This is a genomic window from Streptomyces ficellus, from assembly GCF_009739905.1.
Lineage (GTDB): Bacteria > Actinomycetota > Actinomycetes > Streptomycetales > Streptomycetaceae > Streptomyces > Streptomyces ficellus_A.
The window spans coordinates 4,445,276-4,470,925 of sequence record NZ_CP034279.1 but is presented as its reverse complement, the minus strand read 5'-3'; the positions used below and the strand labels follow the sequence as shown (position 1 = coordinate 4,470,925).

Genomic DNA, 25,650 nt, shown 5'->3' with positions numbered 1-25,650 from the left:
CTCCGGCTGACAGACTGTGCCCCATGCGCATTGTGGTTCTGGCCGGCGGCATCGGCGGTGCCCGTTTTCTGCGCGGCCTCAAGCAGGCCGCGCCCGACGCGGACATCACGGTCATCGGCAACACCGGTGATGACATCCATCTGTTCGGGCTGAAGGTCTGCCCCGACCTCGACACCGTCATGTACACCCTGGGCGGGGGCATCAACGAGGAGCAGGGCTGGGGGCGTACGGACGAGACCTTCCACGTCAAGAGCGAACTCGCGGCGTACGGAGTGGGGCCCGAGTGGTTCGGGCTCGGCGACCGCGACTTCGCCACCCACATCGTCCGGACCCAGATGCTCGGCGCCGGCTACCCGCTGAGCGCCGTCACCGAGGCGCTGTGCGCCCGCTGGAAGCCGGGGGTCCGGCTGCTGCCGATGTCCGACGACCGGGTCGAGACGCACGTCGCCATCGAGGTCGACGGCGAGCGGAAGGCCGTGCACTTCCAGGAGTACTGGGTGAAGCTGCGCGCCTCGGTGGACGCCCACGCGGTGGTGCCGGTCGGCGCCGAACAGTCCACGCCCGCGCCCGGCGTGCTGGAGGCGATCGGCGAGGCCGACGTCATCCTGTTCCCGCCGTCCAACCCGGTCGTCTCCATCGGCACGATCCTCGCCGTGCCCGGCATCCGCGAGGCGATCGCCGACGCGGGCGTGCCGGTCGTCGGCCTGTCCCCCATCGTCGGGGACGCGCCGGTGCGCGGCATGGCCGACAAGGTGCTCGCCGCGGTGGGCGTCGAGTCCACGGCCGCGGCGGTCGCCCAGCACTACGGCTCGGGACTGCTCGACGGCTGGCTCGTCGACACGACCGACGCGGGCACCGTCGGCGACGTCGAGGCGGCCGGCATCCGGTGCCGGGCGGTGCCGCTGATGATGACCGACACGGACGCCACGGCGGCCATGGCGCGCGAGGCGCTCGCCCTCGCGGAGGAGGTGCGCGCGTGACGGCCCCCTCCTACCGCGTGTGGGCCCTGCCCGGACTGCCCGAGGTACGGCCCGGCGACGACCTGGCCAAGCTGATCGCGGCCACCGAACCGGGGCTCGTGGACGGTGACGTCCTGCTCGTCACCTCCAAGATCGTCAGCAAGGCGGAGGGGCGGATCGTTACGGCGGACGACCGCGAGGCGGCGATCGACGCCGAGACGGTCCGCGTGGTGGCGCGGCGCGGGTCCCTCCGGATCGTCGAGGACCGGCGGGGCCTGGTGATGGCCGCCGCCGGGGTCGACGCGTCCAACACCCCGGCCGGCACGGTCCTGTTGCTGCCCGAGGACCCCGACGCCTCCGCCCGCGCGATCCGCGACGGGCTGCGGGACGCGCTCGGCGTGGACGTCGGCGTCGTCGTCACGGACACCTTCGGGCGGCCGTGGCGCAGCGGCGTCACCGACGTGGCGATCGGCGCGGCCGGGGTGCGGGTCCTGGACGACCTGCGCGGCGGTACGGACGCGTACGGCAACCCGCTCGTCGCCACCGTGGTCGCGGGCGCCGACGAGCTGGCCGCAGCCGGCGACCTGGTGAAGGGCAAGGCCGCGGGGCTGCCGGTCGCGGTGGTGCGGGGCCTCGGGCACCTGGTGGTGCCGGACGCCGGCGAGGGGGCCCGCGCGCTGGTGCGGGACGCGGCCAGCGACATGTTCCGGCTCGGCACGTCCGAGGCGGTCCGCGAGGCGGTGACGCAGCGGCGGACGGTACGGGAGTTCACCGACGACCCCGTCGACCCGGGCGCCGTGCGGCGGGCGGTCGCCGCGGCGCTGACCGCGCCCGCGCCGCACCACACGACACCGTGGCGGTTCGTGCTGCTGGAGTCGGAGGAGTCGCGCGTACGGCTGCTGGACGCCATGCGGGACGCGTGGGTCGCCGACCTGCGGGCCGACGGGCGGGACGAGGAGGCGGTCGCCCGGCGCGTGCGCCGCGGTGACGTCCTGCGGCGCGCCCCCTACCTGGTCGTCCCGTGCCTGGTCATGGACGGTTCGCACCGGTACGGCGACGCGCGGCGGGACGGGGCGGAGCGGGAGATGTTCGTGGTCGCCGCGGGGGCCGGCGTACAGAACTTCCTGGTCGCGCTGGCGGGTGAGCGGCTGGGGTCGGCGTGGGTGTCGTCCACCATGTTCTGCCGGGACGTCGTCCGGGACGTGCTGGACCTGCCGGACGACTGGGACCCGATGGGCGCCGTCGCGGTGGGCCGCCCCGCGACCGCGCCGACGCCGCGGACGCCCAGGGAGGCGGACGGGTTCGTCGAGGTGCGCTGAGCCGGGACCGTCTCCGGGGCCGGGCGGCGGTCCCGGGGTCAGAGCGCCGCGATGTTGCCCGGCGTGAAGCGGGGGCCCCGGCGGGGCGGGGTGTTGCCGCTGAGCAGGATGAGGCGGGCGGCGCGGTGGCGCTGGCCCGCGTACGGCTCCAGCAGCTCCAGCATCTCGTCGTCGTCGGCGCCCCGGCGGCCGGTCAGGGCGTACCCGACGATGTTCGGCAGGTGGTAGTCACCGGTGGTGACCGCGTCGGGGGCGCCGTTGCTGCGCTGGACCGTCTCCGCCGACGTCCACGGGCCGATGCCCGGGATCAGCTCCAGGCGCCGCACCGCCTGCTCGGGCTCCATCGTGGCGGCCTCCTCCAGGCGGTTCGCCACCCGGACGGCGCGCAGGATCGTGCCGGAGCGCTTGGAGTCGACGCCCGCGCGGTGCCATTCCCACGACGGGATCAGCGCCCACGTACGCGGCTCGGGCATGACGTGGAGGCGGTCGGCGGGGCCCGGCGCGGGCTCGCCGAACCTGCGTACGAGCAGGCGCCACGCCCGGTACGCCTCGTCCGTGGTGACCTTCTGCTCCAGGACCGAGGGGATGAGCGACTCCATGACCAGGCCCGTGCGGGTCAGCCGCAGCCCCGGGCGGCGCCGTTCGGTGACGGCCAGCAGCCGGTGGCGGGCGGTGAACGCGCCGGGGTCGTCGTCCGCCCCGCACAGCGAGGGCAGGCGGTCCAGCAGCCAGTCGGCGCCCGCGCCCCACGCCTCCGCCTCGACGGCCCCGCCCCGCGCGGTCACGCGCAGCGTGCCCGGCCCCTCGGGGGTGCGGCAGGCTCGCCAGACGGAGCCGTCGGGCGTCGTACGGAACGTGGGGTCGCCCGGTCCGCGCCGCAGCGGGCCGAGGACCAGCCCGAGGTCCAGCGGCCACGGAGGGGTCCAGCTCCGGGTGCGGGACGCGGCGGGGGCGGGGGCCGGGCGGGCGGCGGGTATGCCGACGTGTCCGCCGCGCACGGTGGTGCGGGTGGGGCGCGGGGCGTAACGGCCTGCCACGGAATTACGGTCCTCGGGATCGGGGTCCCTACGAGGGTAGACCCCCGCCCCGGCGGGAGGAACCCGCCGGCCCGGCGCTACTGGTCCGAGGAGAACCGCACCGCGCCGTCCGGCAGGCGGGCGCCGCACCAGACCCGCACGCCGTCGCGCAGCTCGTTGTCCGCGCCGACGTGGGCGCCGTCGCCGACGACCGCCCCGTGCAGGATCGTGCGGGCGCCGACCCGCGCGCCCTCGCCGATCAGCGAGTCGGTGACCACCGCCCCGGCCTCGACGACGGCGCCGTCCAGGACGGTGCTGCCGTCGACGCGGGCGCCCTCGCCGACGGTCGCCCCGGCGCCGATGACCGTGCCGCCCGTGAGCTTGGCGTCCGTGGCGACGGAGGCGCCGTCCAGGACGAGCCGGTCGCCGCGGCGGCCGGGCACCGCCGGGGACGGGGCGCGGCCCAGCACGAGGTCGGCCGAGCCGCGCACGAAGGCCTGCGGGGTGCCGAGGTCCAGCCAGTACGTGGAGTCGACCATGCCCTGGAGGTGGGCGCCGTTCGCCAGCAGGTCGGGGAACGTCTCGCGTTCGACCGAGACGGGGCGCCCCGCCGGGATGGTGTCGATGACGGAGCGCCGGAAGACGTAGGCGCCCGCGTTGATCTGGTCGGTGACGATCTCCTCGGGCGTCTGCGGCTTCTCCAGGAACGCCGTGACCCTGCCGGTGGGGTCGGTGGGCACGAGCCCGAACGCCCGCGGGTCCTCGACCCGGGTCAGGTGGAGGGAGACGTCCGCGCCGGACGTCTCGTGGGTGTCCACCAGGGCCCGGATGTCCAGGCCCGTGAGGATGTCCCCGTTGAAGATGAGCACCGGCTCGTCCGGCCCCGAGCGCAGCCGGGAGGCGACGTTGCGCATCGCCCCGCCGGTGCCGAGCGGCTCGCGTTCGGTGACGTACTCGATGTGCAGGCCGAGCGAGGAGCCGTCACCGAAGTACGGCTCGAACACCTCGGCCAGGTACGAGGTCGCCAGCACGATGTGCTCGACGCCCGCCGCCCGCGCGCGGGCCAGTTGGTGCGTGAGGAACGGGACGCCCGCCGCCGGGACCATCGGCTTGGGCGTGTTGACCGTCATCGGACGCAGCCGGGTGCCCTTGCCACCGACCAGGAGGATCGCTTCTGTCACCTGTCGTCTCTGCTTCCTGCTGGGTCCGGTCGATGGGCCACATCGGTCATATGACCGATACGACCGGACAGTGTATGCAGACCGTTCGGTACAGCCGTCCCCGTCCCGGTCGCCGCTCCGGTCGGCGTCACCGGCCCTGGTACTTGGCCGACGCGCTCCGGGCCGTGCCGAGCTTGTTGTAGAGCTGGGTGCCGGGGCAGTCGGTCACGAAGCCGTCCCGGTGACCGGAGATGACGTTGAGCTTGACCTTGGTGCCCTTCTTGTAGCGGTTTCCGCCACCCGACGTCAGCGTGGTCTTCGCGCGCGGGTCCTTCCCGTACAGCCCGAGCTTCCACGCCGTCAGCCGCGCGACGGCGGTCACCGCCGCCGAGGGCGGGGTGGACTGACTGTACGTGCCCAGGACGGCGATGCCCATGCTGTTGGTGTTGAAGCCCAGGGTGTGCGCGCCCAGCACCGCCTTGGCCACGCCTCCCGCACGCCCTTCGTAGATGTTTCCGCACTTGTCGACGGCGAAGTTGTAGCCGATGTCACGCCAGCCGCTGCTCTTGACGTGGTAGCGGTAGATACTGCGCAGAACGGACGGCGCCTGCTTGCAGGTGTAGTTGTTGCCGGTGGCGCTGTGGTGGACGAACGCCGCCTGCACGGACTTGGTGTAGACGAAGTCGCGTTCGCGCAGCTTCTCGTCCGCGCCCCAGCCCTTGCGAGTGACGATGCGCGGGCGGGGGCCCACGTACGGCTTGGCGGCCGCGGCCTCCTCACCGAACTGCTCGGCCAGCTCCGCGTCCGTCTGCTCCTTGGTCAGCTCCGGGATCTCGGTCGCTCCGAGCGGGGCCAGTTCGGCGTTGACCGCGGAGGCGGCCGACTCCTCGGCGGTGAGCGCCGGGGCGGGGACCTGGCCGGAGGTGGTGCCGGTGTCGGTGCCCTCGGGGACCTCGGGGCCCTGGGCGGTGTCCTCGCCGGCGGGGTCGACGACGGGGTCGGTGGCGGGGTCCACTTCGCCCGCGGGCTCGGTGCCGGGCTCGTCGCCGGGGTCGACCAACTCGATGCGCATGCCGCGCGGCAGGGCGGCGGGGCCGGTGCCCGAGCGCGGCGCCTCGGCCCGTACGCGCACCTCGACGCCGTCCGAGGCGCCGACCCACAGCGGGGCGGTGGAGCCGCGGACGGTGCCCGAGTCGCGTTCGGGCGTACCTGGGTCGGCGGCGTGGGCGTGGTTGTGGGTCTCGACGGACTGCCAGCCGGACCAGGCGCCGGTGCCGATGGCGCGGGTACGGACCTGGACCGAGCCGTTCAGCTCGGCCTCCGGGTCGTCCCAGACGATGCCCACCAGCGAGAACGGCCGGACGTCCGACCGGGCCAGGCCCTGCCGGGCGGCGCCGGTCGCCCGCTCGGAGGGCAGGGACCGCAGCGGCAGCGACTGGGTGGAGCCGGGGACCGCGGACTCGCCGGCCGGGGCGGTGAGAGCGGGGGTACGGGACACGGTGGGTGCGGCGCTCGCGGGGAGCGCGAGCGGGAGCACGAGGGCCGCGGCGCACGCGACGCCGATCGAGGATGCAAGGTAGGCACGCATGGGGCGATCCTGAGCGGGCCGGACGCGCCCCGCCCGGCAAGCAACTGACGCCCCATCGGGCCGACCGGAGGACGCCGTCACCGGTACGGCGGACCCCTCCCGCGCCGCGCGCGTACCCTGGCGCGCGTGAACGCCAGCGACCGCACCCCCGCCGACCTGCTGCGATCCGCCCTCGCCGCGGATCCCTCCCGCCCCTTGGTCACCTTCTACGACGACGCCACCGGTGAGCGCGTCGAATTGTCGGTGGCCACCTTCGCCAATTGGGTGGCCAAGACCGCCAACCTCCTCCAGGACCACCTGTCCGCCGAGCCCGGCGAACGGGTCGCGCTGCTGCTGCCGGCGCACTGGCAGACCGCCGTCTGGCTGGTCGCCTGCTCGTCGGTGGGCGTGGTCGCCGACCTCGGCGGTGACCCGGCCGCCGCGGACCACGTCGTCGCCGGGCCCGACCGCCTCGACGAGGGCCTGGCCTGCCGGGGCGAGCGCCTGGCGCTGTCCCTGGCGCCGCTGGGGCGCCGCTTCCCGTCGCCGCCGGACGGGTACGAGGACTACGCGGTCGAGGTGCCGACGCAGGGCGACGTGTTCGCCCCGTACGCCCCGGTGGACCCGGCCGGCCCGGCGCTCGCCGTGGGCGGTACGGAGCTGAGCGGCGCGGACCTCGTGGACCGGGCGCGTGAGGACGCGCTGCGGATGGGGCTGGCGAGCGGGGCGCGGCTGCTGTCGGCGCTCCCGTACGACACGTGGGACGGCGTCTCGGCGGGGCTGTACGCGCCGCTGGCCTCCGGCGCGTCCGTCGTCCTGTGCCGGAACCTGGACCAGCTGTCGCCGGCCGGGCTCGCGAAGCGGGTCGAGAGCGAGCGGATCACCAGCACTCTGGTGTGAAGTCCACCCGTCCGGCGCACGGCGAGCCGAGTCCCAGGGGGTTCGGCGCCGTCCGCGATGGATGATCGGTCCCACACCCCTCGTGTGAAGGACGGACGGACGACGTGACGGACAGCGCTGGTACGCCCCCGGAGCCGGACCCCCCGTCGGGGACGTCCGATCCCGGCACCCCAGCCGGTGACGCCCCGTCGGACCCGCCCACGGGCGGCGCCCGCCCCGCGCCGGGCGGCACGGGCCGCAACGGCAGGGGCGGCAAGGGCGGCCGGTCCGGCAAGAAGCGCCGCCGCCGTCCGCCGAACCCGCCGGCGGGAGGCGTCCGGGCCGGGGCGGGGGCGCGCCCCTCGAAGCCGGCCCCGCCTCCCCCGGCCGCCGCCCCGCCCGCCGCGCCTCCCCCCGTTACGGGCGGGCGGGCCCGGTTCCGGCCGCGCGGGCTGCGGGTCATCGCGTTCCTGGGCGCCGTCGTCGTCCTGGCGGCGGCCGGGGTCGGCTGGTGGCTGTACAAGAAGCTGGACGCGAACATCACCACCGACGTCTCCGCCGCCGCCGAGCTGGAGCGGTACGCGCGTGAGCGCCCCAGCTCCCTGGTGCGCGGCGCGCGGAACATCCTGCTCATCGGCTCCGACACCCGCGCCGGGAGCGGCAACGCGCGGTACGGCCGGGACAAGGGCACCCAGCGCTCCGACACGACGATCCTGCTGCACCTGGCCGCCCACGGGCGGGGCGTCACGGCGGTGTCCGTGCCGCGCGACCTGATGGTGCACATCCCGGGCTGCCGCAAGCGCGACGGTTCCCGCACCGTTCCGCAGTACGCCCAGTTCAACTTCGCGTACGAGTTCGGCGGCACCGCCTGCACGGTCCGCACGCTGGAGAAGCTGACCGGCATCCGCGTCGACCACCACGTGGTGATCGACTTCCGGGGCTTCAAGGACATGGTGGACGCCGTCGGTGGCGTGCGCGTCTGCGTCGCCAAGCCCATCAAGGACCGCGACGCGCAGGTGAACCTGAAGCCGGGCGCCCGGACGCTCGACGGCGAGCAGGCCCTCGGTTACGTCCGGGCCCGCAAGACCCTCGGCAACGGCAGTGACACCGAACGCATCAACCGCCAGCAGCAGTTCCTCGGCGCACTCGTCAACAAGGTGCAGAGCAACGGGGTGCTGCTGAACCCGACGCGCCTCTACCCGGTGCTCGACGCGGCCACCAAGTCCGTGACGACCGACCCGGGCCTCGACTCGCTGAAGGACCTGTACGACCTGTCGCGCGCCCTGCGCAGCGTACCCACCGAAAAGGTGCAGTTCCTGACGGTTCCCCGCCGCCCCTACCGTAACGATCCGAACCGCGACGAACTCGTACAACCTCGAGCGAACAGCCTGTTCAAGCGACTGCGGGACGACGAACCGGTCGCGGTGGTGCCCCAGAACGAGGCGGGCAGCGAAGAGCCCGGGGAAGCGGCCCGCCGCAAGAGGGATACGAGCCCTTCCGCGACGCCGACGTTCGCGGGGACGAACGCCGCCGTTGGTACATGCAGGTAGTCGCTGCGAGTAAAGCGATGCCCAAAGAGAACGCCTCACTCCAGGCGGATTGGGCGTATTGCCCGCTTGTAAGGGGCGTGGAATTTGTCACGGACGTCGCCCCACGCTGAACTGGGCGGATAGTGTGACGCGATCCGGTGCACCCGGCCGTGAGGTCGCGCACTCGAGGATCGTGGAACCGAGCGCCTGGGGGGAGGCGCCTCGCGTGGCACCGACGGAGGACTCAGGCAACCGTGGACGCGCACAGCCGTGGACGGGCGGACGACATCGACCCCGCCGACCAGTGGGTACTCAACCCGCAGACCGGTAACTACGAACTGCGACTGGACAATTCCGCTGGGCATTCGGCGCCGCCGGCGCAGTCCTCCCGCACCACCGGCCGACGCGGCTCCACCGGTTCCGGAAACGGCTCCACCGGGTCGCGAAAGGGTTCCACCGGGTCCAGGAACGGCTCCCCGGCGACCGCGCCGGGACGCGGTACCGTCCCCGGCCAGCGCAGGCGCCGCACTCCCGGCGCCCCCGACGCGCCGGGCCGTGACGGCGGTTCGTCCCCGGCGGGGCGCCGCAAGCGCAAGCCACAGAAGTCCCGCAAGAAGAAGGCGCTGATGTGGACCAGCGGCGTGACGGCCGGCCTGGTGCTCGCGCTCGCCATCACCGCGTACGCCTACTACGAGCACCTCAACTCCAACATCAGCACGGTCGACATCGCGGGTGCCGGCAGCGGCGGCTTCAAGAAGGACCAGGCCATCAACATCCTGGTCATCGGCACCGACAAGCGGACGGGGGACGGCAACGCGGGCTACGGCGACAAGGACAGCGCGGGCCACGCCGACACCACGATCCTCTTCCACGTCTCCAAGGACCGGACCAACGCCACCGCGATGTCCATCCCCCGGGACCTGAAGACCGACATCCCGGACTGCGAGACGAAGACCGGCGACGACACGAAGGTCATCCCGGGCGAGCAGGACGTCCGCTTCAACACCAGCCTCGGGCAGGCCGATCGCGACCCCGGCTGCACCATGCGCACGGTCAAGGAGATCACCGGCATCACCGTCGACCACTTCATGATGGCCGACTTCAACGCGGTGAAAACCCTGACGACCGCGATCGGCGGCGTCGAGGTGTGCGTGGCCAAGGACGTCGACGACAAGCAGTCCAAGCTGAAGCTCAGCAAGGGCAAGCACATCATCCAGGGCGAGGACGCCCTGGCCTTCGTCCGCACGCGGCACGCCTTCGGCAACGAGAGCGACCTGGACCGGATCAAGACGCAGCAGCAGTTCCTCAGCTCGATGATCCGCAAGATGAAGTCGAGCGAGACGCTCACCAGTCCGTCCAAGATGCTGGACCTCGCGGAGGCGGCCACCGAGGCGCTCACGGTCGACACGGGGATAGGGAGCATCAAGAAGCTCCAGGACCTCGGTTCCGAGCTGGCCAAGGTGAACCCCAAGAACATCACCTTCACCACGCTTCCCGTTATCGACAACCCGGCCGAGACGGTCAAGGCGACGGTCGTCGTCGACGAGCCGAAGGCGCAGCCGCTGTTCTCGATGATGCAGAACGACGTCTCGCTCACCGAGGTGAAGAAGAAGGAGAAGGACGCCAAGAACGCCCAGGCCGCGCTGCTCAAGGGGCCGCGGGCGGACGTCTCCGAGGTGCGCGTGGACGTGTACAACGGCAGCGGCAAGACGGGCGCGGCGCAGCGGACCCTGGACTGGCTCCAGAACGACCAGGGCGTCTACAAGTCCTCGAACAGGAGCAACGCCCCGCGGGAAATCGCCAGGACGACAGTGGAGTTCGCGCCGAACCAGGCCGACCAGGCCCGCAAGCTCGCGGATCTGATGGGTCTGCCCGCCACGGCGCTGAAGCAGGGGACGAAGGACGCCGGGGAGACGGAGCCGATGAAGCTCACCCTCGGCGGGGACTTCAAGGGCGCGGGGGTGCCCATCACCGGTCCGGCGAAGGCGCCGGAGGGTGTGCAGAAGGTAGTGGCAGACAAACAGGTATGCGCGGAATGACGCGTACCTGAACGACAGGGGGACCTGGGGTGGGACGCAGCAGCGTGCGTGGGGAGGGAACGCGGAAAGGCGTTCCGCACGCCCGTGAACTCGGCTGGGACGACGGTCTGTACGACGACGCGCCGTCCGGCGGCACGGACGACCCGGCGAGACCGGCGGGCGCGACGGCCCCGGCCGGCGCCGCGGGTGCGGCCGGTACGACCGAGGCGGCCGAAGCGCCTGGCGCGGCCGATGCGGTCGGCGGCGGCGGGCGGGGGCACCGCCGCGGCAGGGCCGGCGGCGGTCGCCGGCGTGCCGGTGCGGGCGCCGGTGGTACCGGAGGACCGGGCGGCAGGAGCGGCAAGGGTGGCAAGCGGCGGGTGCTCCGGTGGAGCGCCTCCGTGCTGTCGCTCCTCATACTCGGGACGGCCGGCGCCGGTTACCTGTACTACGAGCACCTCAACGACAAGATCAAGAAGGATGACCTGACGCTCGGCAAGAACATGCCCGAGCACAAGGCGAACGCGGCGGGCCAGACGCCGCTGAACATCCTGCTGATCGGCTCGGACGCCCGGGACAACAAGGCGAACCAGGACCTCGGCGGGGGCAGGGACACCTTCGACGGCCCGCCCCTCGCCGACGTACAGATGCTGGTGCACCTCTCCGCCGACCGCAGCAACATCTCCGTGGTGAGCATGCCCCGCGACACCATGCTGAAGATCCCGGAGTGCAGGGACAGCAACGGCAAGGTCTACCGGGCGCGCCAGTTCGCCCAGACCAACGAGTCGCTGGACCGCGGCGGTCCCGGCTGCACGGTGGCCACCTGGGTGGAGCTGACCGGCATCCCCATCGACCACTTCATGATGATCGACTTCGCCGGTGTGGTGTCGATGGCCGACGCGGTCGGCGGCGTACCCGTCTGCGTCGACAAGAACATCGAGTCCCGCACCTCCGACGGCAAGGGCTCGGGCCTGAAGCTCGCCAGGGGCACGCACCCCATCAAGGGCGAGCAGGCGCTCCAGTGGCTGCGCACCCGGTACGGCTGGGTGGGCGGCACCGACCTGGAGCGGGCCAAGGCGCAGCACATGTACATGAACTCGATGGTGCGCGAGCTGCGGAAGAACGCGAAGCTCACCGACCCCAACAAGCTGCGCAAGCTCGCCGAGGCGGCCACCGACGCGCTCACCGTGGACAACGGCCTCGACACCATCGGCAAGCTGTACGACCTGGCCGAGGAGCTCAAGAGCGTCCCGACCGGCCGCATCACCATGACGACGATGCCGAACTTCTACTCGACGCGGCAGGCCGGCAAGGTCGAGCCGACGCCCGGTGAGGCCGAGGAGCTGTTCCGGATGATCCGCGAGGACATCCCGCTCGACGGCAAGCCGTCCAAGCGCGCCAAGCCCGCGGCCAGCAAGGACCCCGCCGCCGCCCCCGCCGAGACCGCGGTCACCGTACGGAACGGCACCTACACCGACCAGTTGGGCTCGGCCCAGGGGCGGGCCACCACGGTCGCGGGGCTGCTGGAGGCCAAGGGCTACACGCGGGCGAAGGCCGACACGCTCACGCCGCGCACGGCCAAGACGACCGTCCAGTTCCCGAGCGCGGACCTGGAGGGCGACGCCCAGGCGGTCGCCAAGGCGCTGGGCATCCCGGCCGGTTCGGTGAAGAAGACGGACCAGGTGACGGGCATCACGCTCGTCGTGGGCGCCGACTGGCGGGAGGGCGACACCTACCCGAAGCCGAAGGCCACCGGCAAGGCGCCCGGGTCGAACACCAGCCGGGCCGACCAGTCCGGCTGTATGACGGTGGACCCCAACTTCACCTGGTGACGGGCGGGACGACCGCTACGACGCCGCCGTCCGGACGACCGCCGGGCGGCGGCTGGCGATGACCTTCCTCGCCAGCGAGCGGGGGCTGGTGAGGAACCCGTACCCCCACGACATGTGCATCGTCGCGAGCGCCACCGGGATCCGCAGCCGCGCCTTCAGCGGCAGCCCCCTGCCCGCGGGGACGGACCCGGCGACGATCGCCGCCAGGTAGGCGCCGGGGACGACGAAGCCCACCGGGGTGAGCGCCGCGCCCACCACGACACCCGCCGCGATCGCGCAGACGGCGGTCGGCGGGGCGAGGTAGCGGAGGTTGATGGAGCCCTGGTGGTAGCGGGCCACCACGTGCCGCCAGCGGCCGTAGTCCTTGTACTGCTTCGCCAGCGCCCGCACGCTCGGGCGGGGGCGGTACTGGACCTTCAGCTCCGGCGAGAACCAGATCAGGCCGCCCGCCTCGCGGATGCGGAAGTTCAGCTCCCAGTCCTGGGCCCGGATGAACTCCTCGTTGTACCCGCCCTGCTGCTCCAGTGCCTCGCGGCGGAACACGCCCAGGTAGACCGTCTCGGCCGGGCCCGCTTCCCCGCCGGTGTGGAAGGCCGCGTTGCCGACGCCGATCTTCGAGGTCATCGCGGCGGCGACCGCGTGCTCCCAGTCGTTCTCGCCCTCGGCGTGCATGATGCCGCCGACGTTCTGCGCGCCCGTCTCCTCCAGGAGGCGGACCGCGGTCGCGATGTAGTTCGCGGAGAGCATGCCGTGCCCGTCGACCCGCACCACGATCGGGTGACGCGACGCCTTGATCGCGGCGTTCAGCGCGGCGGGCGTGCGCCCGGTCGGGTTGGGCACGGTGTGGACGCGCGGGTCCTCCCGTACGAGCTCGGCGGCGATCTCGTCCGTACGGTCCGTGGACGGGCCGAGGGCGATCACGACCTCCATCTCGCCGTCGTACTCCTGCTCGAGGATGTGACGGACCGAGGCACGCAGATGCCGCTCCTCGTTGAGGACCGGCATGATCACGGAGACCGGGGGCTGGGACGTGGGCATGGTTCCTCGGGGGGTACGACAGCGGGGTCGCCGTCACGTTACCGCGAACGGGGGACAGCGGTGCGCGCCGCCCGGGTGGCGCGGGCGGCAGCTGATCGTATGGGCCTACTGTGCCGACCATTCCCCCAGCCGCCCGCGGAGGTGTCCTTCGTGCCCACGCCGCCCCGCCGCCCCGCCCCGCCCCGGCCGTCCGCCCCGGGGCGGACGAGACGGGTCCCGGCGCCGGCACCGGCCGGGCCGCAGGGCGGCCGGTACGAGCGGCGGGAGCCGGAGGACGGACGCACCTCGCGGGACGCGCGCGACCAGCGTGACGCACAGGACAGGCGCGACGGACGGGACGGGCACGGCGGACGCGAGGGGCGGGATCCGCGTGCCGCACGCGACGGGCGTGACGCACGCGACGGACGTGATCCGCACGACAGACGCGACGGGAGTGACCGTGGTGGCCCCGGTGACCGCGGCGGCCCGCGGGGCCGGCGCGGCGGACGCGGCGGACGCGGCGGGCGCGGCGGGGGCCGGTGGGGCATGCGGCTGGCGACCACCCTGTCGGTGCTGGTCCTCGCGGCGGGCGGCATCGGGCACGCGCTCGTCACGAGCCTGGACACGGAGATCGGCCGGGTCGACCCGTTCAAGGACATGAAGAACCGCCCCGCCCCCGGCCACGGCACCAACATCCTGGTCGTCGGCACCGACGGACGCGACAAGATCACACCCGCGGAGAAGGCGAAGTACCGGCTCGGCGGCGCGCCCTGCCGCTGCACCGACACGATCATGCTGGTGCACGTCTCGGCCGACCGTAAGCGGGCCAGCATGGTGTCGCTGCCGCGCGACTCGTACGCCGAGATCCCGCCGCACACCGACGCCACCACCGGCAAGCACCACCACAAGCACCCGGTGAAGCTGAACGCCGCGTACGCCGAGGGCGGGCCGAACCTCACCGTCCGCACCGTCGAGCACATGACCGGCGTGAAGATCGACCACTACCTGGAGCTGGACTTCACCAGCTTCATGCGGACCGTCGACGCCATCGGGCGCGTGGAGATCTGCACCGCCAAGCCGATGAAGGACGCCTACACCGGCCTCGACCTGCCGGCCGGCACCCACAGGCTGGACGGCGGGCAGGCGCTCCAGTACGTGCGCTCCCGCCATGTCGACGGGGCGTCTGACCTGGGGCGCATGCAGCGCCAGCAGCGGTTCATGGCGTCGCTGATCGACCAGGCGACGAGCAACGGCGTCCTGCTGAACCCGGTGAAGTTCCAGCAGGTCGTCACCTCGATGCTCAGCTCCGTGCGGGCCGACGAGGGTTTCGGCGCGGAGCAGATGCTGGCCCTGGCGAAGGCGATGCGCGGCTTCACCGCCGCCTCGTCGGAGTTCACCTCCGTACCGGTCAGCGATCCCAGCTTCCCCGTCAAGGGCATCGGCTCGACGGTGAAGTGGGACCCGGTGAAGGCGAAGAAGCTGTTCGCGGCGGTACGCGCGGACAAGCCGCTCGCCCCGTACGCCGGGCGCAGCACCGTCCGCAAGAAGCTCGTCGAGGTCTCGCCGCAGCAGATCCGGGTGCAGGTCTACAACGGCACGATGGTGCACGGGCTGGGCGCCCGCGTCGGCGCCGCGCTCAAGGCGACCGGCTTCCGGACGAGCGCACCGGCCCTGAACTGGCCGCGCCGGGACGTGGCCCGCACGATCGTCTGGTTCGACCCCCGCTGGGACCGCTCCGCCCGCTCCCTGGCCACCGCGCTGCCCGGCTGCCGGCTGCTGCCGGTGGAGGGCCAGGGCGCGGTGTTCAAGGTCACGGCCGGGGCGAACTTCACGGGCGTCCTGCCGGTGCGGGCTGAGAACGCCTTCCAGGGCGAATTCGGCGCGGTCACCGGCGACCAGGTGATCTGCTCCTGAGCGGTGGGCCCGACGCCGGAAGCGGGCACGCGGGTCAGTCCTCGTCGAGGCCCTCCGCCGCGCGCTTCTCCCGCAGCTCCTTGATCGCCCGGCGGCGGGCGAGGCGGTGCGTACGGCGGATCTGCGCCTCCTGGTAGCGACGCTTGTCCCGCTCCGTCTCGGGGACCACCGGCGGGACGGGCCGCGGCTTGCCGTCGGCGTCCACGGCGGCGAAGACCAGGTAGGCCGAGCCGACCTGGGTGGGGGGCGTGGACTCGTTCCAGCGCTCCGCCAGGACCCGCACGCCGACCTCCATGGACGACCGGCCGGTCCAGTTGACCTGCGCCTTCACATGCACCAGGTCGCCCACCCTGACCGGCTCCAGGAACACCATCTCGTCCATGGACGCGGTCACGGCGGGCCCGCCGGAGTGGCGGCCCGCGACGGCGCCCGCCGCGTCGTCCACCAGCTTCATGATCACGCCGCCGTGCACCGTACCCAGGAGGTTGGTGTCACTGCCGGTCATGATGTGGCTGAGGGTGGTGCGGGAGGCCGCGGTGGGCTTTCCCCGCAGCTCGGAGGCCTGATCTGTCATGCCCTCCACCCTATGCCCGACTCCGTCCGCCCCCGCATTGCATCAGGTTCGCTACAGCCCTGGCCCGATTCCCCACCCACCCTGTCGGCGGCCGGAGGGCGGCCTGCACACTGGTCCGCATGAACGACTGGCCCGATGGATGGACCGACGACCGCAACGGGCGTTACGGCCGCGGCAGCGCCGACGCCCAGCCCGAGGGCGCCCGGGTGATGCGGCACGTCCAGCGCCCCGCCGCGCCGTCGCAGCGCCCGCCGGTCCCCCAGCAGCAGTCGCAGGGGTACGACGACGCGTACGACAGCGGCTACAACACCGGCCAGGTCTACGGCACCCCCCAGGGCGGCGGCCGTGGCGGCGGCCCCCGGGTCCCCGACCGCGGCGGGGTCCGCGCCCCGGGCCCGGCCCCGGACTGGCGCCGCCGCATCAAGATCGGCTCCATCGTGCTGCTGGTCGCGGTCCTCGGCACCAGCATCGGCACCTACTTCTGGGCCGACGGCAAGATGCGCCGCGAGGTCGACCTCGCCAAGGTCATCGACCGCCCCAAGGAGGGCGACTGCACGACCTACCTGATCGTCGGCTCCGACAGCCGTGAGGGCATGACGGCCGAGGAGAAGAAGAAGCTGCACACCGGCTCCGCCGAGGGCAAGCGCACCGACTCGATGATGATCCTCGCGGCCTGCGGCAGCGGCAACACCATGATCTCGCTGCCCCGCGACTCCGACGTGGAGATCCCCAAGTTCGTCGGCTCCGAGTCCGGCAAGACCTTCCCCGCCCAGGGACGGCGCGTGAAGCTGAACGCCGCCTACGCCGAGGACGGCCCCGAGCTGCTCGTCCGCACCGTCGAGCACAACACCGGGCTGCGCATCGACCACTACGCCGAGATCGGCTTCGCGGGCTTCGCGAACATCGTCGACTCCCTCGGCGGTGTGGAGATGAACATCGAGAAGGGATTCAAGGACAAGAAGTCCGGCGCCGACTTCCAGGCGGGCAAGCAGACCCTCAACGGCGAGCAGGCCCTCGCCTTCGTCCGCACCCGGTACGCCTTCGCCGAGTCGGACCTGGCCCGGACCAAGAACCAGCAGAAGTTCCTGTCCGCCCTGGCGAGCCAGGCGGCGACGCCCGGCACGATCCTCAACCCGTTCAAGCTCTACCCGACGATGGGCGCGGGCCTGGACACGCTGATCGTCGACAAGGACATGTCGCTGTTCGACCTGGGTGAGATGTTCTTCGCCATGAAGGGCATCAGCGGCGGCGAGGGCACGTCGATGAACATGCCGATCAACGGCACCCGCGGCGGCAACCTCGTCTGGGACAGGGCGAAGGTGCAGCAGCTGGTGCAGCAGATCCAGAACGACGAGAAGGTCACGGTCACCGGCAAGTGACCCGGGCCGGGTCCGGCCGGGTCACTCCCGGAGGCTGATGGTCCCGCGCCGGCGGGCCCCGTCGAACTTCGACGGGTCGACCGCCGGCCGCGGGGCGGGCCGGGCGGCCAGCAGCTTGATGACGCCCCTCCCTGACAGCGCCGTACGCCACTCCCCCAGCGAGGGCCTGCTGCCGAACGGCCCGGCCGCCTGCACGTACAGCCTGCGTACGGCCGCCTCGCGGCGCTCGTCCAGCACGCCCGGCACCGGGGCGAACACCGTGCCCGGCGCGGTGTACGGGTCCTGGGCGAGGATGCGGCCCAGTGCGAGCGCCGCCTTGTAGCGGTCGCTGTCCACCGTCACGGCGCCCGGCGGCGCCAGCGGGTCGTTCCAGTCGATGGTGTCCGCCTGGGCGAGCACCGGCCCGCGGCCGGCCTGCCGGATGCCGTCGCAGTCCAGCAGGTGGACCGCGGGCGCGGGCCGGACGGTCCACAGGACGTTCGCCTGCGAGAGGTCGCCGAGGACCAGCCCCATGGCGTGGAGCCGGTCGACGAGGTCCACGACCGCGACGGCCAGCGCGTACCGCTCCTCGGGCGTCGGCTGGACCACGGCCCGCCAGGCCGCCTTGGCGGGCCGCAGCAGGTAGGCCAGCTCCGTCAGCTTGGTCCCGCCACCGCCCGGAGGCCGCCACGTCATCGAGTCGGGGGCGCGGCGCATCAGGAAGCCGGTGACCCGTCCGCCGTCGGTGACCCGGCACAGCGGCCACGCCGTCCGCTCGTCCCACCAGTCACGCTCGTCCGGCACCAGGTCCCGCCGGACCCGCACCAGCGCCGCGAGCGCGCCGCCGTCGGGGCGCAGCGCCGGACGGTACGCCTTGTAGAGGATGCCCGGCGGCCCGGCGACGGCGTGGACCTCGCCCTGTCCGCCGTCACCGATCCGGTCCAGCAGCCTCAAGCCGGACAGCGGGACGTCCTCGCCGTCCTCGGCGGTCACGGCCCCTCCCAGAGACAGACGGCCGTGCGGTCGTCGTCGTACGACTTCGCCCGGAACTGCGTCTGCCAGAGGAAGTCGGCGGGCTCCGGCGGCTCACCGCCCCAGGCGGCGGCGAGGAAGTCGCGCACCTGCCGCTCACCGGCGAGCGGGGACGACAGGCCGTCCGTGCTCAGGACGAGGACGTCACCCGGGGCGGCCGGACCCAGGACGTGCGCCTCCGTGTGGCGGGCCGTGGGCAGCGCCGCCGTCCTGGTGTCGATCACCCCGCCGCCGGGGCCGTCCGCCTCCCGGCCGGTGGGGTCGAGGTCCCACGCGCCGCCGCGCAGACGGGCCAGCCCGCCGTCGCCGACCGCGAAGAAGCCACGGTTGCGGATGGCGGGGTCCAGGGGGACGAGCAGGGCGCGCAGGGTGGTGGAGAAGGCGGCGGGCGGCTCGCCCCGCTCGGCCGCGAGCCGGTCGAGCGCCTCGGCGGTCCGGCCGACCGCGGAGCTGACGAGGGCGGTGAGCATGGTGTCCGCACCGTCCCGCACCGCCTGGACGAGCTGCTCGGCGCACGTGTCCAGCAGGCCCGCGACCGTACGGCAGGCGGTCTGCGACCCCACGTGCGAGCGGGCGGCGCTGCCCACCCCGTCCGCGACGGCCAGCAGGAGCAGGGAGTCGTGGGGCTCGCCGCCGCCGAGCCGGGTGACACACAGCGCGTCCTGCCGCGGCTCGCGCTCCCACCGGTGGGAGTCGCCGCGCACGGAGGCGGCCCGGACGGTCAGGGGCCCGTGGGTGGCACCGTCCAGGACGATGTCCGGGACCACCGCGGCGTCGAGGTCCTCACGCACTCCGGGCAGCGCACCGGGCCGTGGTGGGTACCTCGGCGGCCGGGCCCCGCTGTGCCACGGCTCGCCCAGGCGCGGTACGCCGGACGCGGGCGGCTCCTGCGGAGGCGCGGCGAGGGCCGGGGCCGGGGTTGGGGTTGGGGTTGGGGCCGGGGCGGGTTCGTGGACGCGGTCGGGGACGGGAGCGGTGGCGGGAGCCGGGCCGGGGGCGGGGGCGGTGGCCGGGCGGGCGATCGGCGCGGGTGGTGCGGGGGCGGGCGGTGCGGGGGCGGGCGGGGACACCGGTTCCGGTCGGGTTCCGGGGCCGTACCCGTATCCGTACCCGTACTCCGGGGCGGCCGGGGCCTCGGGGCGGTGCCGGGCGGGTGAGCGGGGGTCCGGCACCGACGGGCGGGGCACCGGTTCGCCACCCCGGCTCACCCCGTTCGGGAGGGTGTCGAAAGCGGAGTCGGCGTCGTCGGGCGCCGGGTGGTCGCGGTGGTCGCGGTGCTGGTCGTCCTGTCGCACGGCCGGCCTCAGAGCTTGTCGAGCGAGACGGTGGAGAAGCCGGGCACGGTCTCGTCCACGGCCAGATCGAAGCCGCCGCCGCCGTCGGCGGGGATGCTGTTCGCCGAGCGCACGATCGACCGGGTCAGGCTGGCGGCGAACTCGCGCAGCGCCTGGGCCGGTGAGACGGACGTGTCCTGCTGCATGAACGCCCGGAAGTTGGCGACGTGGCCGATGGTCGCCGCCTCCGCCTCACCGATGCCGAAAGCGATGATCTTGGGGCCGTAACGGGCCTCCACCAGCTCCTTGTGCGCCTGCTGCCAGCCGTCGTCGGTGGGGCTGCCGTCGGAGAGGAAGAAGGCGACGGGACGGTACACGTCGTGGCCCTCCGCCTTGAGCGCGGTCACGTCCGCCTCGATGCAGCGCAGCAGCGTGCGGAAGGCGTCCCCGTACGAGGTCAGACCGCCGGCCGCCAGCGCGGGCAGCGAGTCGATGTCACTCAGGTCCACCAGCGGCTGGAGCACCTTGGCGTCGTCGGAGAAACCGATCAGGCAGAAGCGCGTCTTGTCGGCGACCGTCGGATTGGTGCTGATCTCGTGGTGCAGGTCGGGCAGAGCGGTGTTGATGCTGTCGATGGGAGCCCCGTTCATCGACCCCGACTCGTCACACACCAGATAGAAGGGAAGGATCTGCATGCTCGCGCACCTCGCTGCTCAGTAGCTGTAGAAGTAGATCTCGATGTCGGCGTGGCCCCCGGAGGCCCCGCCCTTCCAGAAGTCACGTGTGGTCGCCCCCTCGAACATGCCGGGGCGGGCCTCGGCCAGCAGGGAGTTGACCTCGTGGGCGTACGCGCCCCCGGGGCCCGGGTCCGCGTGGCGGCCGAAGGTGAGGACGAACGCCGCCTGGCGGCCCGCGTGCCGCGCGGTGACGGCACGCAGCCGCTCGACGATCCGGTCGCGGTCGCCCGGGGCCGCGTCGATGGCCACGTTCACCGGCTTGCGCAGCACGGCACGGGGCCCGGTCGGGGACGGCTTGGGCCGGGGCTTTCCGGACGCGGACGGTGACGCCCCGGGCTTTTTGGCCGCCTCGGCGGCCTTCACCGAATCGCCCTGGTCGCCCATCGCGACCAGCGCGAGGACCAGCAGCATGTCGGCGAACAGCCAGCCCGCCAGGTGCAGCGGGTTGAACCGGACGCGTGCCGCCCGCCCCGAGCGGGCCCTCATCGCGCGTCGGCCCAGGTCGCCGGGTCGCTCCCGGCACCGCTCCCGCCGTCGCCCTCGCCCCGCGCCCCCGCGCTCTTGGTCAACGACACGGCGGACCCCGCGTCCCGCTCGTCCTCCTCGTGCCCCCGGACGCGCTCCGCCGCAGGACCCGGGGCAGGACCCGGGGCCGGGGCGGGAGCCGGCGCAGGGCCCGGCACGGAGGACGGCTCGCGCACCGGCGTCCTGCGCAGCTCGGCCGCGAGCTCCGCGAACCGCGCCGCCGCGTCACCCAGCGCCCGGGTCCGGTCGTCGAGGCGCCGCATCGTCTCCTGCGAGCCGGCCACCGCCCGGGCGGTCTCCTCGACGACCTCGGCGAGACGGTCGAGCACCCGCGCCGACACGTCGGCGGACACCTCGGCGCCCGTCGTGAACGCGCGCTGCGCCGCCGCGAGCGTGTGCACCGAGTCCTCGACCCGCTCACCCGCCCGCCCCAGCACGTCCCGCACGTCGCCGCTCGCGGCCCGTACCTCCTCCAGCGCGTCGCGCACCGCGGTCCCGCTGCCGCTCACGGCCGCCTCCACCCGGTCGGTCAGCGACACCACGGCCTTCCCGATGTCGGCCGCGCTCTCCTCCAGCGGCCGTACGGCGCCGTCCACCGAGGACAGCCGGCGCTCGGCGCTCTCCACCGCGTCCCCCACGGTGCTCGCGGCGGCGGTCAGCTCCTTGTGCGCCTTGACCGCCCTGTCGCCGAGCCGGCGCAACGTGGAGGCGGCACCGGTGAGTTCGGCCGTGAACCGCTGGGGCGACGTCAGCCGTACGTCGTTGAGCAGGAGCTGCGCCCGGGTGAGGAGGGGCACGAGCCTGGCCAGCAGCTCGTCGCCGGTGCGCCGGGCCGCGTCCTCCCGCCGCTCGACGGCGGCCCGCCGGAAGCCGTGCGCCAGCGCCAGCACGAGCAGCAACAGGATGGCACCGGTGGCGGTGCCCGCCACGTGACCGAAGGTGAACCAGCCGGTGAGCCGCCCCTCGAAGCCGGACTGCCACAGCTGGAGGAACGGACGGCCCGCCGCCTTCGGGTCGGTGCCGATCAGCGTCCCGTAGGCGCTGGACGCCTTGGTCAGCCCGTACCAGGTGAGGAGCAGCGGGACGAAGACGAGCGCCCCGAGTCCGGCCTCCAGCCACGCCCAGTAGGGGCGTTCCGGGCCGGCGGCGGGGCCGGCGGGGGTGATGCTCTCGGGCCGCGCGTAGGCGTGGAGCAGGTCCAGTTCGGTCCAGGGCTCCACGTCCCCGTCGCCGATGCCCTGGAGGGCGTCCGCGAGCGAGGTGAGCTCGTCGCGCCGTGAGGCCAGTTCCGGCCGTTCGGCCACGTCCCGTAATTGCTGTGCGACGACATGACGTTCCGCCAGAGCCCCGACCGGCATTCCCACCCCCATGAGAGAACCCGGGGTGGAGGCACGTCCGATCCCGCCCCCTCGACGACGGATCCCCTCAACCCCGTTGCGGCCACGCTGTGTTGACGTCGGCCGCGGGCGCCGATCGTAGCGCACGGAAAGGGGTGCGGAGTCTAGAATTCCACGACCGGGACAAAGGGGGGCCATGGGTACGGAAGAGCGTTCGAGCGACCGTCCGCGCGGGGTGATCCGGCTGCGCGGCACCGGTGCCCGCGGGGAGACGGTGCTGACGGCGGCCGCGCCGCGCGTCACCCTCACCGGGCGCGGCGCGCTGCAGGCCAACCTCAACTGGCGGCCCGGCTCCGGCGCGGACCTGAACCTGTGCTGCCTCGCGACCTTCACGGACGGCACGCCGAAGGTGGTGCAGGCCCTGGGCGAGGACTTCGGGTCGCTCACGGCGTGGCCGTACATCCGCCTCGACCACGACGACCGCACGGGCGACTCGTCCGACGGCGAGACCCTCCGGGTCAGCCTCGACCGGCGCGACCTCTTCCGGCGGCTGTTGTTCTTCGTGTACGTGTACGAGGGCGCGGCGGACTTCCGCCGGCTCGGCGCCACGGTGACCGTCACCGCGCCCGGCGGCCGGGCCGTGCGGATCCTCCTCGACGACTCGCCGCCCGGGACGACGGCCTGCGCCGTCGCGCTGGCCACCCCCGAGGGCGAGGGGCTCGCCCTGCGCCGGGAGGTCCGCTGGTTCCCGGCCCGGCCCGACAAGACCCCGCACGAGCAGATCGACGACGCGTACGGCTTCGGCGTCGAGTGGACGCGGATGAGCAAACCGCCCCGGCGCTGACCGGCTCCGGATACGGGAGAACGGGCGCCCCGACCGGCGGGGCGCCCGTTCCTTCGTCCGCGCGGCGGGTGCCTTACGGCAGGTTGCGGGCCATCACGATCCGCTGAACCTGATTGGTGCCCTCGTAGATCTGGGTGATCTTGGCATCGCGCATCATGCGCTCGACCGGGTAGTCGCGGGTGTAGCCGTAGCCGCCGAGCAGCTGGACGGCGTCCGTGGTGGCCTCCATGGCGACGTCGGAGGCGAAGCACTTGGCGGCCGCGCCCAGGTACGTCAGGTCGGCGTCGCCGCGCTCCGAGGCGGCGGCGGCCTGGTAGGTGAGGGCGCGGGCGGCCGAGATCTTCATCGCCATGTCGGCGAGCATGAACTGGACGCCCTGGAAGTCGGCGATCGGCTTGCCGAACTGCTTGCGCTCCTGGACGTACCCCTTGGCGTAGTCCAGGGCGCCCTGGGCGATGCCGAGGGCCTGGGCCGCGATGGTGATGCGGGTGTGGTCCAGGGTCTTCATCGCGGTGGCGAAGCCGGTGCCCTCCTCGCCGATCATGCGGTCGGCGGGGATGCGGACGTTGTCGAGGTAGACCTCGCGGGTCGGGGAGCCCTTGATGCCGAGCTTCTTCTCCGGGGCGCCGAAGGAGACGCCCTCGTCGGACTTCTCGACGACGAAGGCGCTGATGCCCTTGGAGCGCTTGGTCGGGTCGGTGACCGCCATGACCGTGTAGTACTCGGAGACGCCCGCGTTGGTGATCCAGCGCTTCACGCCGTTGAGGACGTAGTGGTCTCCGTCACGGACCGCCTTCGTCTTCATGCCGGCGGCGTCCGAGCCGGCGTCGGGCTCGCTCAGGCAGTACGAGAACATCGCGTCGCCCTTGGCGAGCGGGCCCAGGTACTTCTTCTTCAGCTCCTCGGAGCCGGAGAGGATCACGGGCAGCGAGCCGAGCTTGTTCACGGCGGGGATCAGCGAGGACGAGGCGCAGACGCGGGCGACCTCCTCGATGACGATCACGGTCGCGAGCGCGTCGGCCCCCGCGCCGCCGTACGTCTCGGGGACGTGCACGGCGTGCAGGTCGGAGGCGACCAGCGCGTCCAGCGCCTCCTGCGGGAAGCGGGCCTCCTCGTCCACCGCGGCGGCGAACGGCATGATCTTGGCCTCGGCGAGCGAGCGGACGGTGTCCCGGAGCATGTCGTGCTCCTCGGACGGGCGGTACAGATCGAAGTCAGGCGTTCCCGCCACTTTCTCTCACTCCCCTGGGCTGCTGCTAACTACCGTTAAGTAACCCGAATTTTAGTGGCCCCGGCCACGCGAGGCATACGTGAGCTTCGTGACAGCCCCCACCACGGGAGAACGGTGCCCGGGCCGGGGCCCGACTATGCTCGGGCGCGCACTCCCTCCCGTACGTCAATGGAGCACCGTATGGCCCTCAAGATCACCGTGATCGGCACCGGATACCTCGGCGCCACCCATGCGGCGGCCATGGCGGAGCTCGGTTTCGAGGTCCTCGGCCTCGACGTCGTGCCCGAGAAGATCGACATGCTGTCGGCGGGACGCGTCCCGATGTACGAGCCGGGCCTCGAGGACCTGCTGCGCCGGCACGTCGCCGGGATCGAGGGCTCCACCGGGCGGCTGCGCTTCACCACCTCCTGGGAGGAGGTCGCCGACTTCGGCGACGTCCACTTCGTCTGCGTGAACACCCCGCAGAAGCACGGTGAGTACGGGTGCGACATGCGGTACGTCGACGCCGCCTTCAGCTCGCTGGCCCCGCACCTGCGGCGGCCCGCCCTCGTCGTCGGCAAGTCGACCGTGCCGGTCGGCAGCGCCGAACGCCTCGCCCGGCTCCTCGCCGACCTCGCGCCGGTGGGCGCGGACGCCGAGCTCGCCTGGAACCCCGAGTTCCTGCGCGAGGGCTTCGCCGTGCAGGACACCCTCCACCCCGACCGGATCGTGGTGGGCCTCGAGAGCGCCGCCGCGGAGAAGCTGCTGCGCGAGGTGTACGCCACCCCCATGGAAGAGGGGTCGCCGTTCGTCGTGACCGACTTCCCGACGGCCGAGCTGGTCAAGACCGCCGCGAACTCCTTCCTCGCGACCAAGATCTCCTTCATCAACGCCATGGCCGAGGTCTGCGAGGCCGCCGGCGGCGACGTCGTGAAGCTCGCCGAGGCCATCGGCTACGACGAGCGGATCGGCGCGAAGTTCCTCCGCGCCGGCATCGGCTTCGGCGGCGGCTGCCTGCCCAAGGACATCCGCGCCTTCATGGCCCGGGCCGGCGAGCTCGGCGCCGACCAGGCACTCACCTTCCTCCGCGAGATCGACTCCATCAACATGCGCCGCCGCGGCCAGATGGTCGGCATGGCCCGCGAAGCCCTCGGCGACGGCACGTTCCTCGGCAAGCGCGTCGCCGTGCTCGGCGCCACCTTCAAGCCGAACTCGGACGACGTACGCGACTCGCCCGCGCTGAACGTCGCCGGCCAGATCCACCTCCAGGGCGGCCAGGTCACCGTGTACGACCCCAAGGGCATGGACAACGCCCGGCGCCTGTTCCCCACCCTGGCCTACGCCGACACCGCCCTCGACGCGGTGCGCGGCGCCGACGTGGTGCTGCACCTGACCGAGTGGAACGAGTTCCGCGAGCTCGACCCGGCCGTGCTCGGCGAGGTCGCCGCCTCCCGGGTCATCCTCGACGGCCGCAACGCCCTCGACGCCGAGCGCTGGCGCGAAGCGGGCTGGACCTTCCGCGCGATGGGCCGCCCCCGGGCCTGACCCG

At 73.1% G+C, this 25,650-nt stretch carries 21 protein-coding genes; 10 read left to right on the top strand and 11 right to left on the bottom strand.

The window, feature by feature from the left end; all coding sequences use genetic code 11:
* Nucleotides 1–23: 23 nt before the first annotated feature.
* Entirely contained in the window at nucleotides 24–980 is a 957-nt protein-coding gene (cofD, locus tag EIZ62_RS20035; protein WP_156694024.1) for a 2-phospho-L-lactate transferase, read from the top strand.
* Entirely contained in the window at nucleotides 977–2,278 is a 1,302-nt protein-coding gene (locus tag EIZ62_RS20030) for a coenzyme F420-0:L-glutamate ligase (RefSeq protein WP_156694023.1), read from the top strand. Before cofD ends, EIZ62_RS20030 begins: the two co-directional genes overlap by 4 nt.
* A gap of 38 nt (nucleotides 2,279–2,316) precedes the next feature.
* Here EIZ62_RS20030 and EIZ62_RS20025 read toward each other — a convergent pair whose 3' ends face one another.
* From EIZ62_RS20025 to EIZ62_RS20015, 3 genes are all read right to left on the bottom strand, one after another.
* A complete protein-coding gene (locus tag EIZ62_RS20025; protein ID WP_156694022.1) occupies nucleotides 2,317–3,315 on the bottom strand; it encodes a DNA-3-methyladenine glycosylase family protein in 999 nt (332 codons plus the stop codon).
* Between the two features lie 77 nt (nucleotides 3,316–3,392).
* Nucleotides 3,393–4,475 (bottom strand): mannose-1-phosphate guanylyltransferase, encoded by a 1,083-nt coding sequence (manB, locus tag EIZ62_RS20020; RefSeq protein WP_156694021.1) that lies wholly within the window; start codon nucleotides 4,473–4,475, stop codon nucleotides 3,393–3,395.
* 127 nt (nucleotides 4,476–4,602) lie between these two features.
* On the bottom strand, nucleotides 4,603–6,042 hold the full coding sequence (locus tag EIZ62_RS20015) for an N-acetylmuramoyl-L-alanine amidase (protein ID WP_156694020.1): 1,440 nt from the start codon (nucleotides 6,040–6,042) through the stop codon (nucleotides 4,603–4,605).
* A gap of 126 nt (nucleotides 6,043–6,168) precedes the next feature.
* Between EIZ62_RS20015 and EIZ62_RS20010 the strand changes: the two genes are divergently transcribed.
* The 4 genes from EIZ62_RS20010 to EIZ62_RS19995 all read left to right on the top strand — a co-directional run bounded on the left by EIZ62_RS20010 (nucleotide 6,169) and on the right by EIZ62_RS19995 (nucleotide 12,279).
* Nucleotides 6,169–6,921: a TIGR03089 family protein gene (locus tag EIZ62_RS20010; protein ID WP_156694019.1), complete on the top strand. Its 753-nt coding sequence runs from the start codon at nucleotides 6,169–6,171 to the stop codon at nucleotides 6,919–6,921.
* Nucleotides 6,922–7,025: 104 nt separating this feature from the next.
* Nucleotides 7,026–8,450: an LCP family protein gene (locus tag EIZ62_RS20005; RefSeq protein WP_156694018.1), complete on the top strand. Its 1,425-nt coding sequence runs from the start codon at nucleotides 7,026–7,028 to the stop codon at nucleotides 8,448–8,450.
* Between the two features lie 233 nt (nucleotides 8,451–8,683).
* A complete protein-coding gene (locus tag EIZ62_RS20000) occupies nucleotides 8,684–10,468 on the top strand; it encodes an LCP family protein (protein ID WP_156694017.1) in 1,785 nt (594 codons plus the stop codon).
* A 29-nt stretch (nucleotides 10,469–10,497) separates the two neighbouring features.
* Nucleotides 10,498–12,279, top strand: a complete 1,782-nt coding sequence (locus EIZ62_RS19995; protein ID WP_156694016.1) for an LCP family protein — start codon at nucleotides 10,498–10,500, stop codon at nucleotides 12,277–12,279.
* Nucleotides 12,280–12,294: 15 nt separating this feature from the next.
* Here EIZ62_RS19995 and EIZ62_RS19990 read toward each other — a convergent pair whose 3' ends face one another.
* Complete coding sequence (locus EIZ62_RS19990) at nucleotides 12,295–13,317, bottom strand: glycosyltransferase family 2 protein (RefSeq protein ID WP_156694015.1); 1,023 nt, start codon at nucleotides 13,315–13,317, stop codon at nucleotides 12,295–12,297.
* Between the two features lie 99 nt (nucleotides 13,318–13,416).
* Between EIZ62_RS19990 and EIZ62_RS19985 the strand changes: the two genes are divergently transcribed.
* Nucleotides 13,417–15,210, top strand: a complete 1,794-nt coding sequence (locus tag EIZ62_RS19985) for an LCP family protein (RefSeq protein ID WP_483030211.1) — start codon at nucleotides 13,417–13,419, stop codon at nucleotides 15,208–15,210.
* Between the two features lie 34 nt (nucleotides 15,211–15,244).
* On the opposite strand, the gene EIZ62_RS19980 is transcribed toward EIZ62_RS19985, so the two are convergent.
* Nucleotides 15,245–15,784, bottom strand: coding sequence for an acyl-CoA thioesterase (locus EIZ62_RS19980; RefSeq protein WP_156694013.1), 540 nt, complete (start codon nucleotides 15,782–15,784; stop codon nucleotides 15,245–15,247).
* 119 nt (nucleotides 15,785–15,903) lie between these two features.
* Between EIZ62_RS19980 and EIZ62_RS19975 the strand changes: the two genes are divergently transcribed.
* Nucleotides 15,904–17,163 carry an LCP family protein gene (locus tag EIZ62_RS19975; protein WP_156694012.1) on the top strand — a complete coding sequence of 420 codons (1,260 nt, stop codon included), beginning with the start codon at nucleotides 15,904–15,906 and terminating at the stop codon, nucleotides 17,161–17,163.
* A gap of 21 nt (nucleotides 17,164–17,184) precedes the next feature.
* Here the strand turns inward: EIZ62_RS19975 and EIZ62_RS19970 are convergent, their stop codons facing one another.
* Genes EIZ62_RS19970 through EIZ62_RS19950 form a run of 5 tightly spaced genes read right to left on the bottom strand, consistent with a single transcriptional unit; the run spans nucleotide 17,185 to nucleotide 22,068 of the window.
* On the bottom strand, nucleotides 17,185–18,135 hold the full coding sequence (locus EIZ62_RS19970) for a hypothetical protein (RefSeq protein ID WP_156694011.1): 951 nt from the start codon (nucleotides 18,133–18,135) through the stop codon (nucleotides 17,185–17,187).
* Nucleotides 18,132–19,469, bottom strand: a complete 1,338-nt coding sequence (locus EIZ62_RS32760; RefSeq protein WP_167536400.1) for a protein phosphatase 2C domain-containing protein — start codon at nucleotides 19,467–19,469, stop codon at nucleotides 18,132–18,134. The genes EIZ62_RS19970 and EIZ62_RS32760 overlap by 4 nt, the downstream gene beginning before the upstream one ends.
* A gap of 8 nt (nucleotides 19,470–19,477) precedes the next feature.
* Entirely contained in the window at nucleotides 19,478–20,143 is a 666-nt protein-coding gene (locus EIZ62_RS19960) for a vWA domain-containing protein (protein WP_156694010.1), read from the bottom strand.
* Between the two features lie 18 nt (nucleotides 20,144–20,161).
* Entirely contained in the window at nucleotides 20,162–20,671 is a 510-nt protein-coding gene (locus EIZ62_RS19955; protein WP_156694009.1) for a hypothetical protein, read from the bottom strand.
* The gene (locus tag EIZ62_RS19950) at nucleotides 20,668–22,068 is read right to left on the bottom strand and encodes a methyl-accepting chemotaxis domain-containing protein (RefSeq protein WP_156694008.1); all 1,401 of its coding nucleotides are present in this window, start codon (nucleotides 22,066–22,068) and stop codon (nucleotides 20,668–20,670) included. Before EIZ62_RS19950 ends, EIZ62_RS19955 begins: the two co-directional genes overlap by 4 nt.
* Before the next feature lie 175 nt (nucleotides 22,069–22,243).
* Between EIZ62_RS19950 and EIZ62_RS19945 the strand changes: the two genes are divergently transcribed.
* Nucleotides 22,244–22,891, top strand: a complete 648-nt coding sequence (locus EIZ62_RS19945; protein ID WP_167536399.1) for a tellurium resistance protein — start codon at nucleotides 22,244–22,246, stop codon at nucleotides 22,889–22,891.
* A 73-nt stretch (nucleotides 22,892–22,964) separates the two neighbouring features.
* Here EIZ62_RS19945 and EIZ62_RS19940 read toward each other — a convergent pair whose 3' ends face one another.
* Nucleotides 22,965–24,122: an acyl-CoA dehydrogenase gene (locus tag EIZ62_RS19940; protein ID WP_156694007.1), complete on the bottom strand. Its 1,158-nt coding sequence runs from the start codon at nucleotides 24,120–24,122 to the stop codon at nucleotides 22,965–22,967.
* A gap of 180 nt (nucleotides 24,123–24,302) precedes the next feature.
* Between EIZ62_RS19940 and EIZ62_RS19935 the strand changes: the two genes are divergently transcribed.
* The gene (locus EIZ62_RS19935; protein ID WP_156694006.1) at nucleotides 24,303–25,646 is read left to right on the top strand and encodes a UDP-glucose dehydrogenase family protein; all 1,344 of its coding nucleotides are present in this window, start codon (nucleotides 24,303–24,305) and stop codon (nucleotides 25,644–25,646) included.
* The last annotated feature ends 4 nt before the right edge of the window (nucleotides 25,647–25,650 follow it).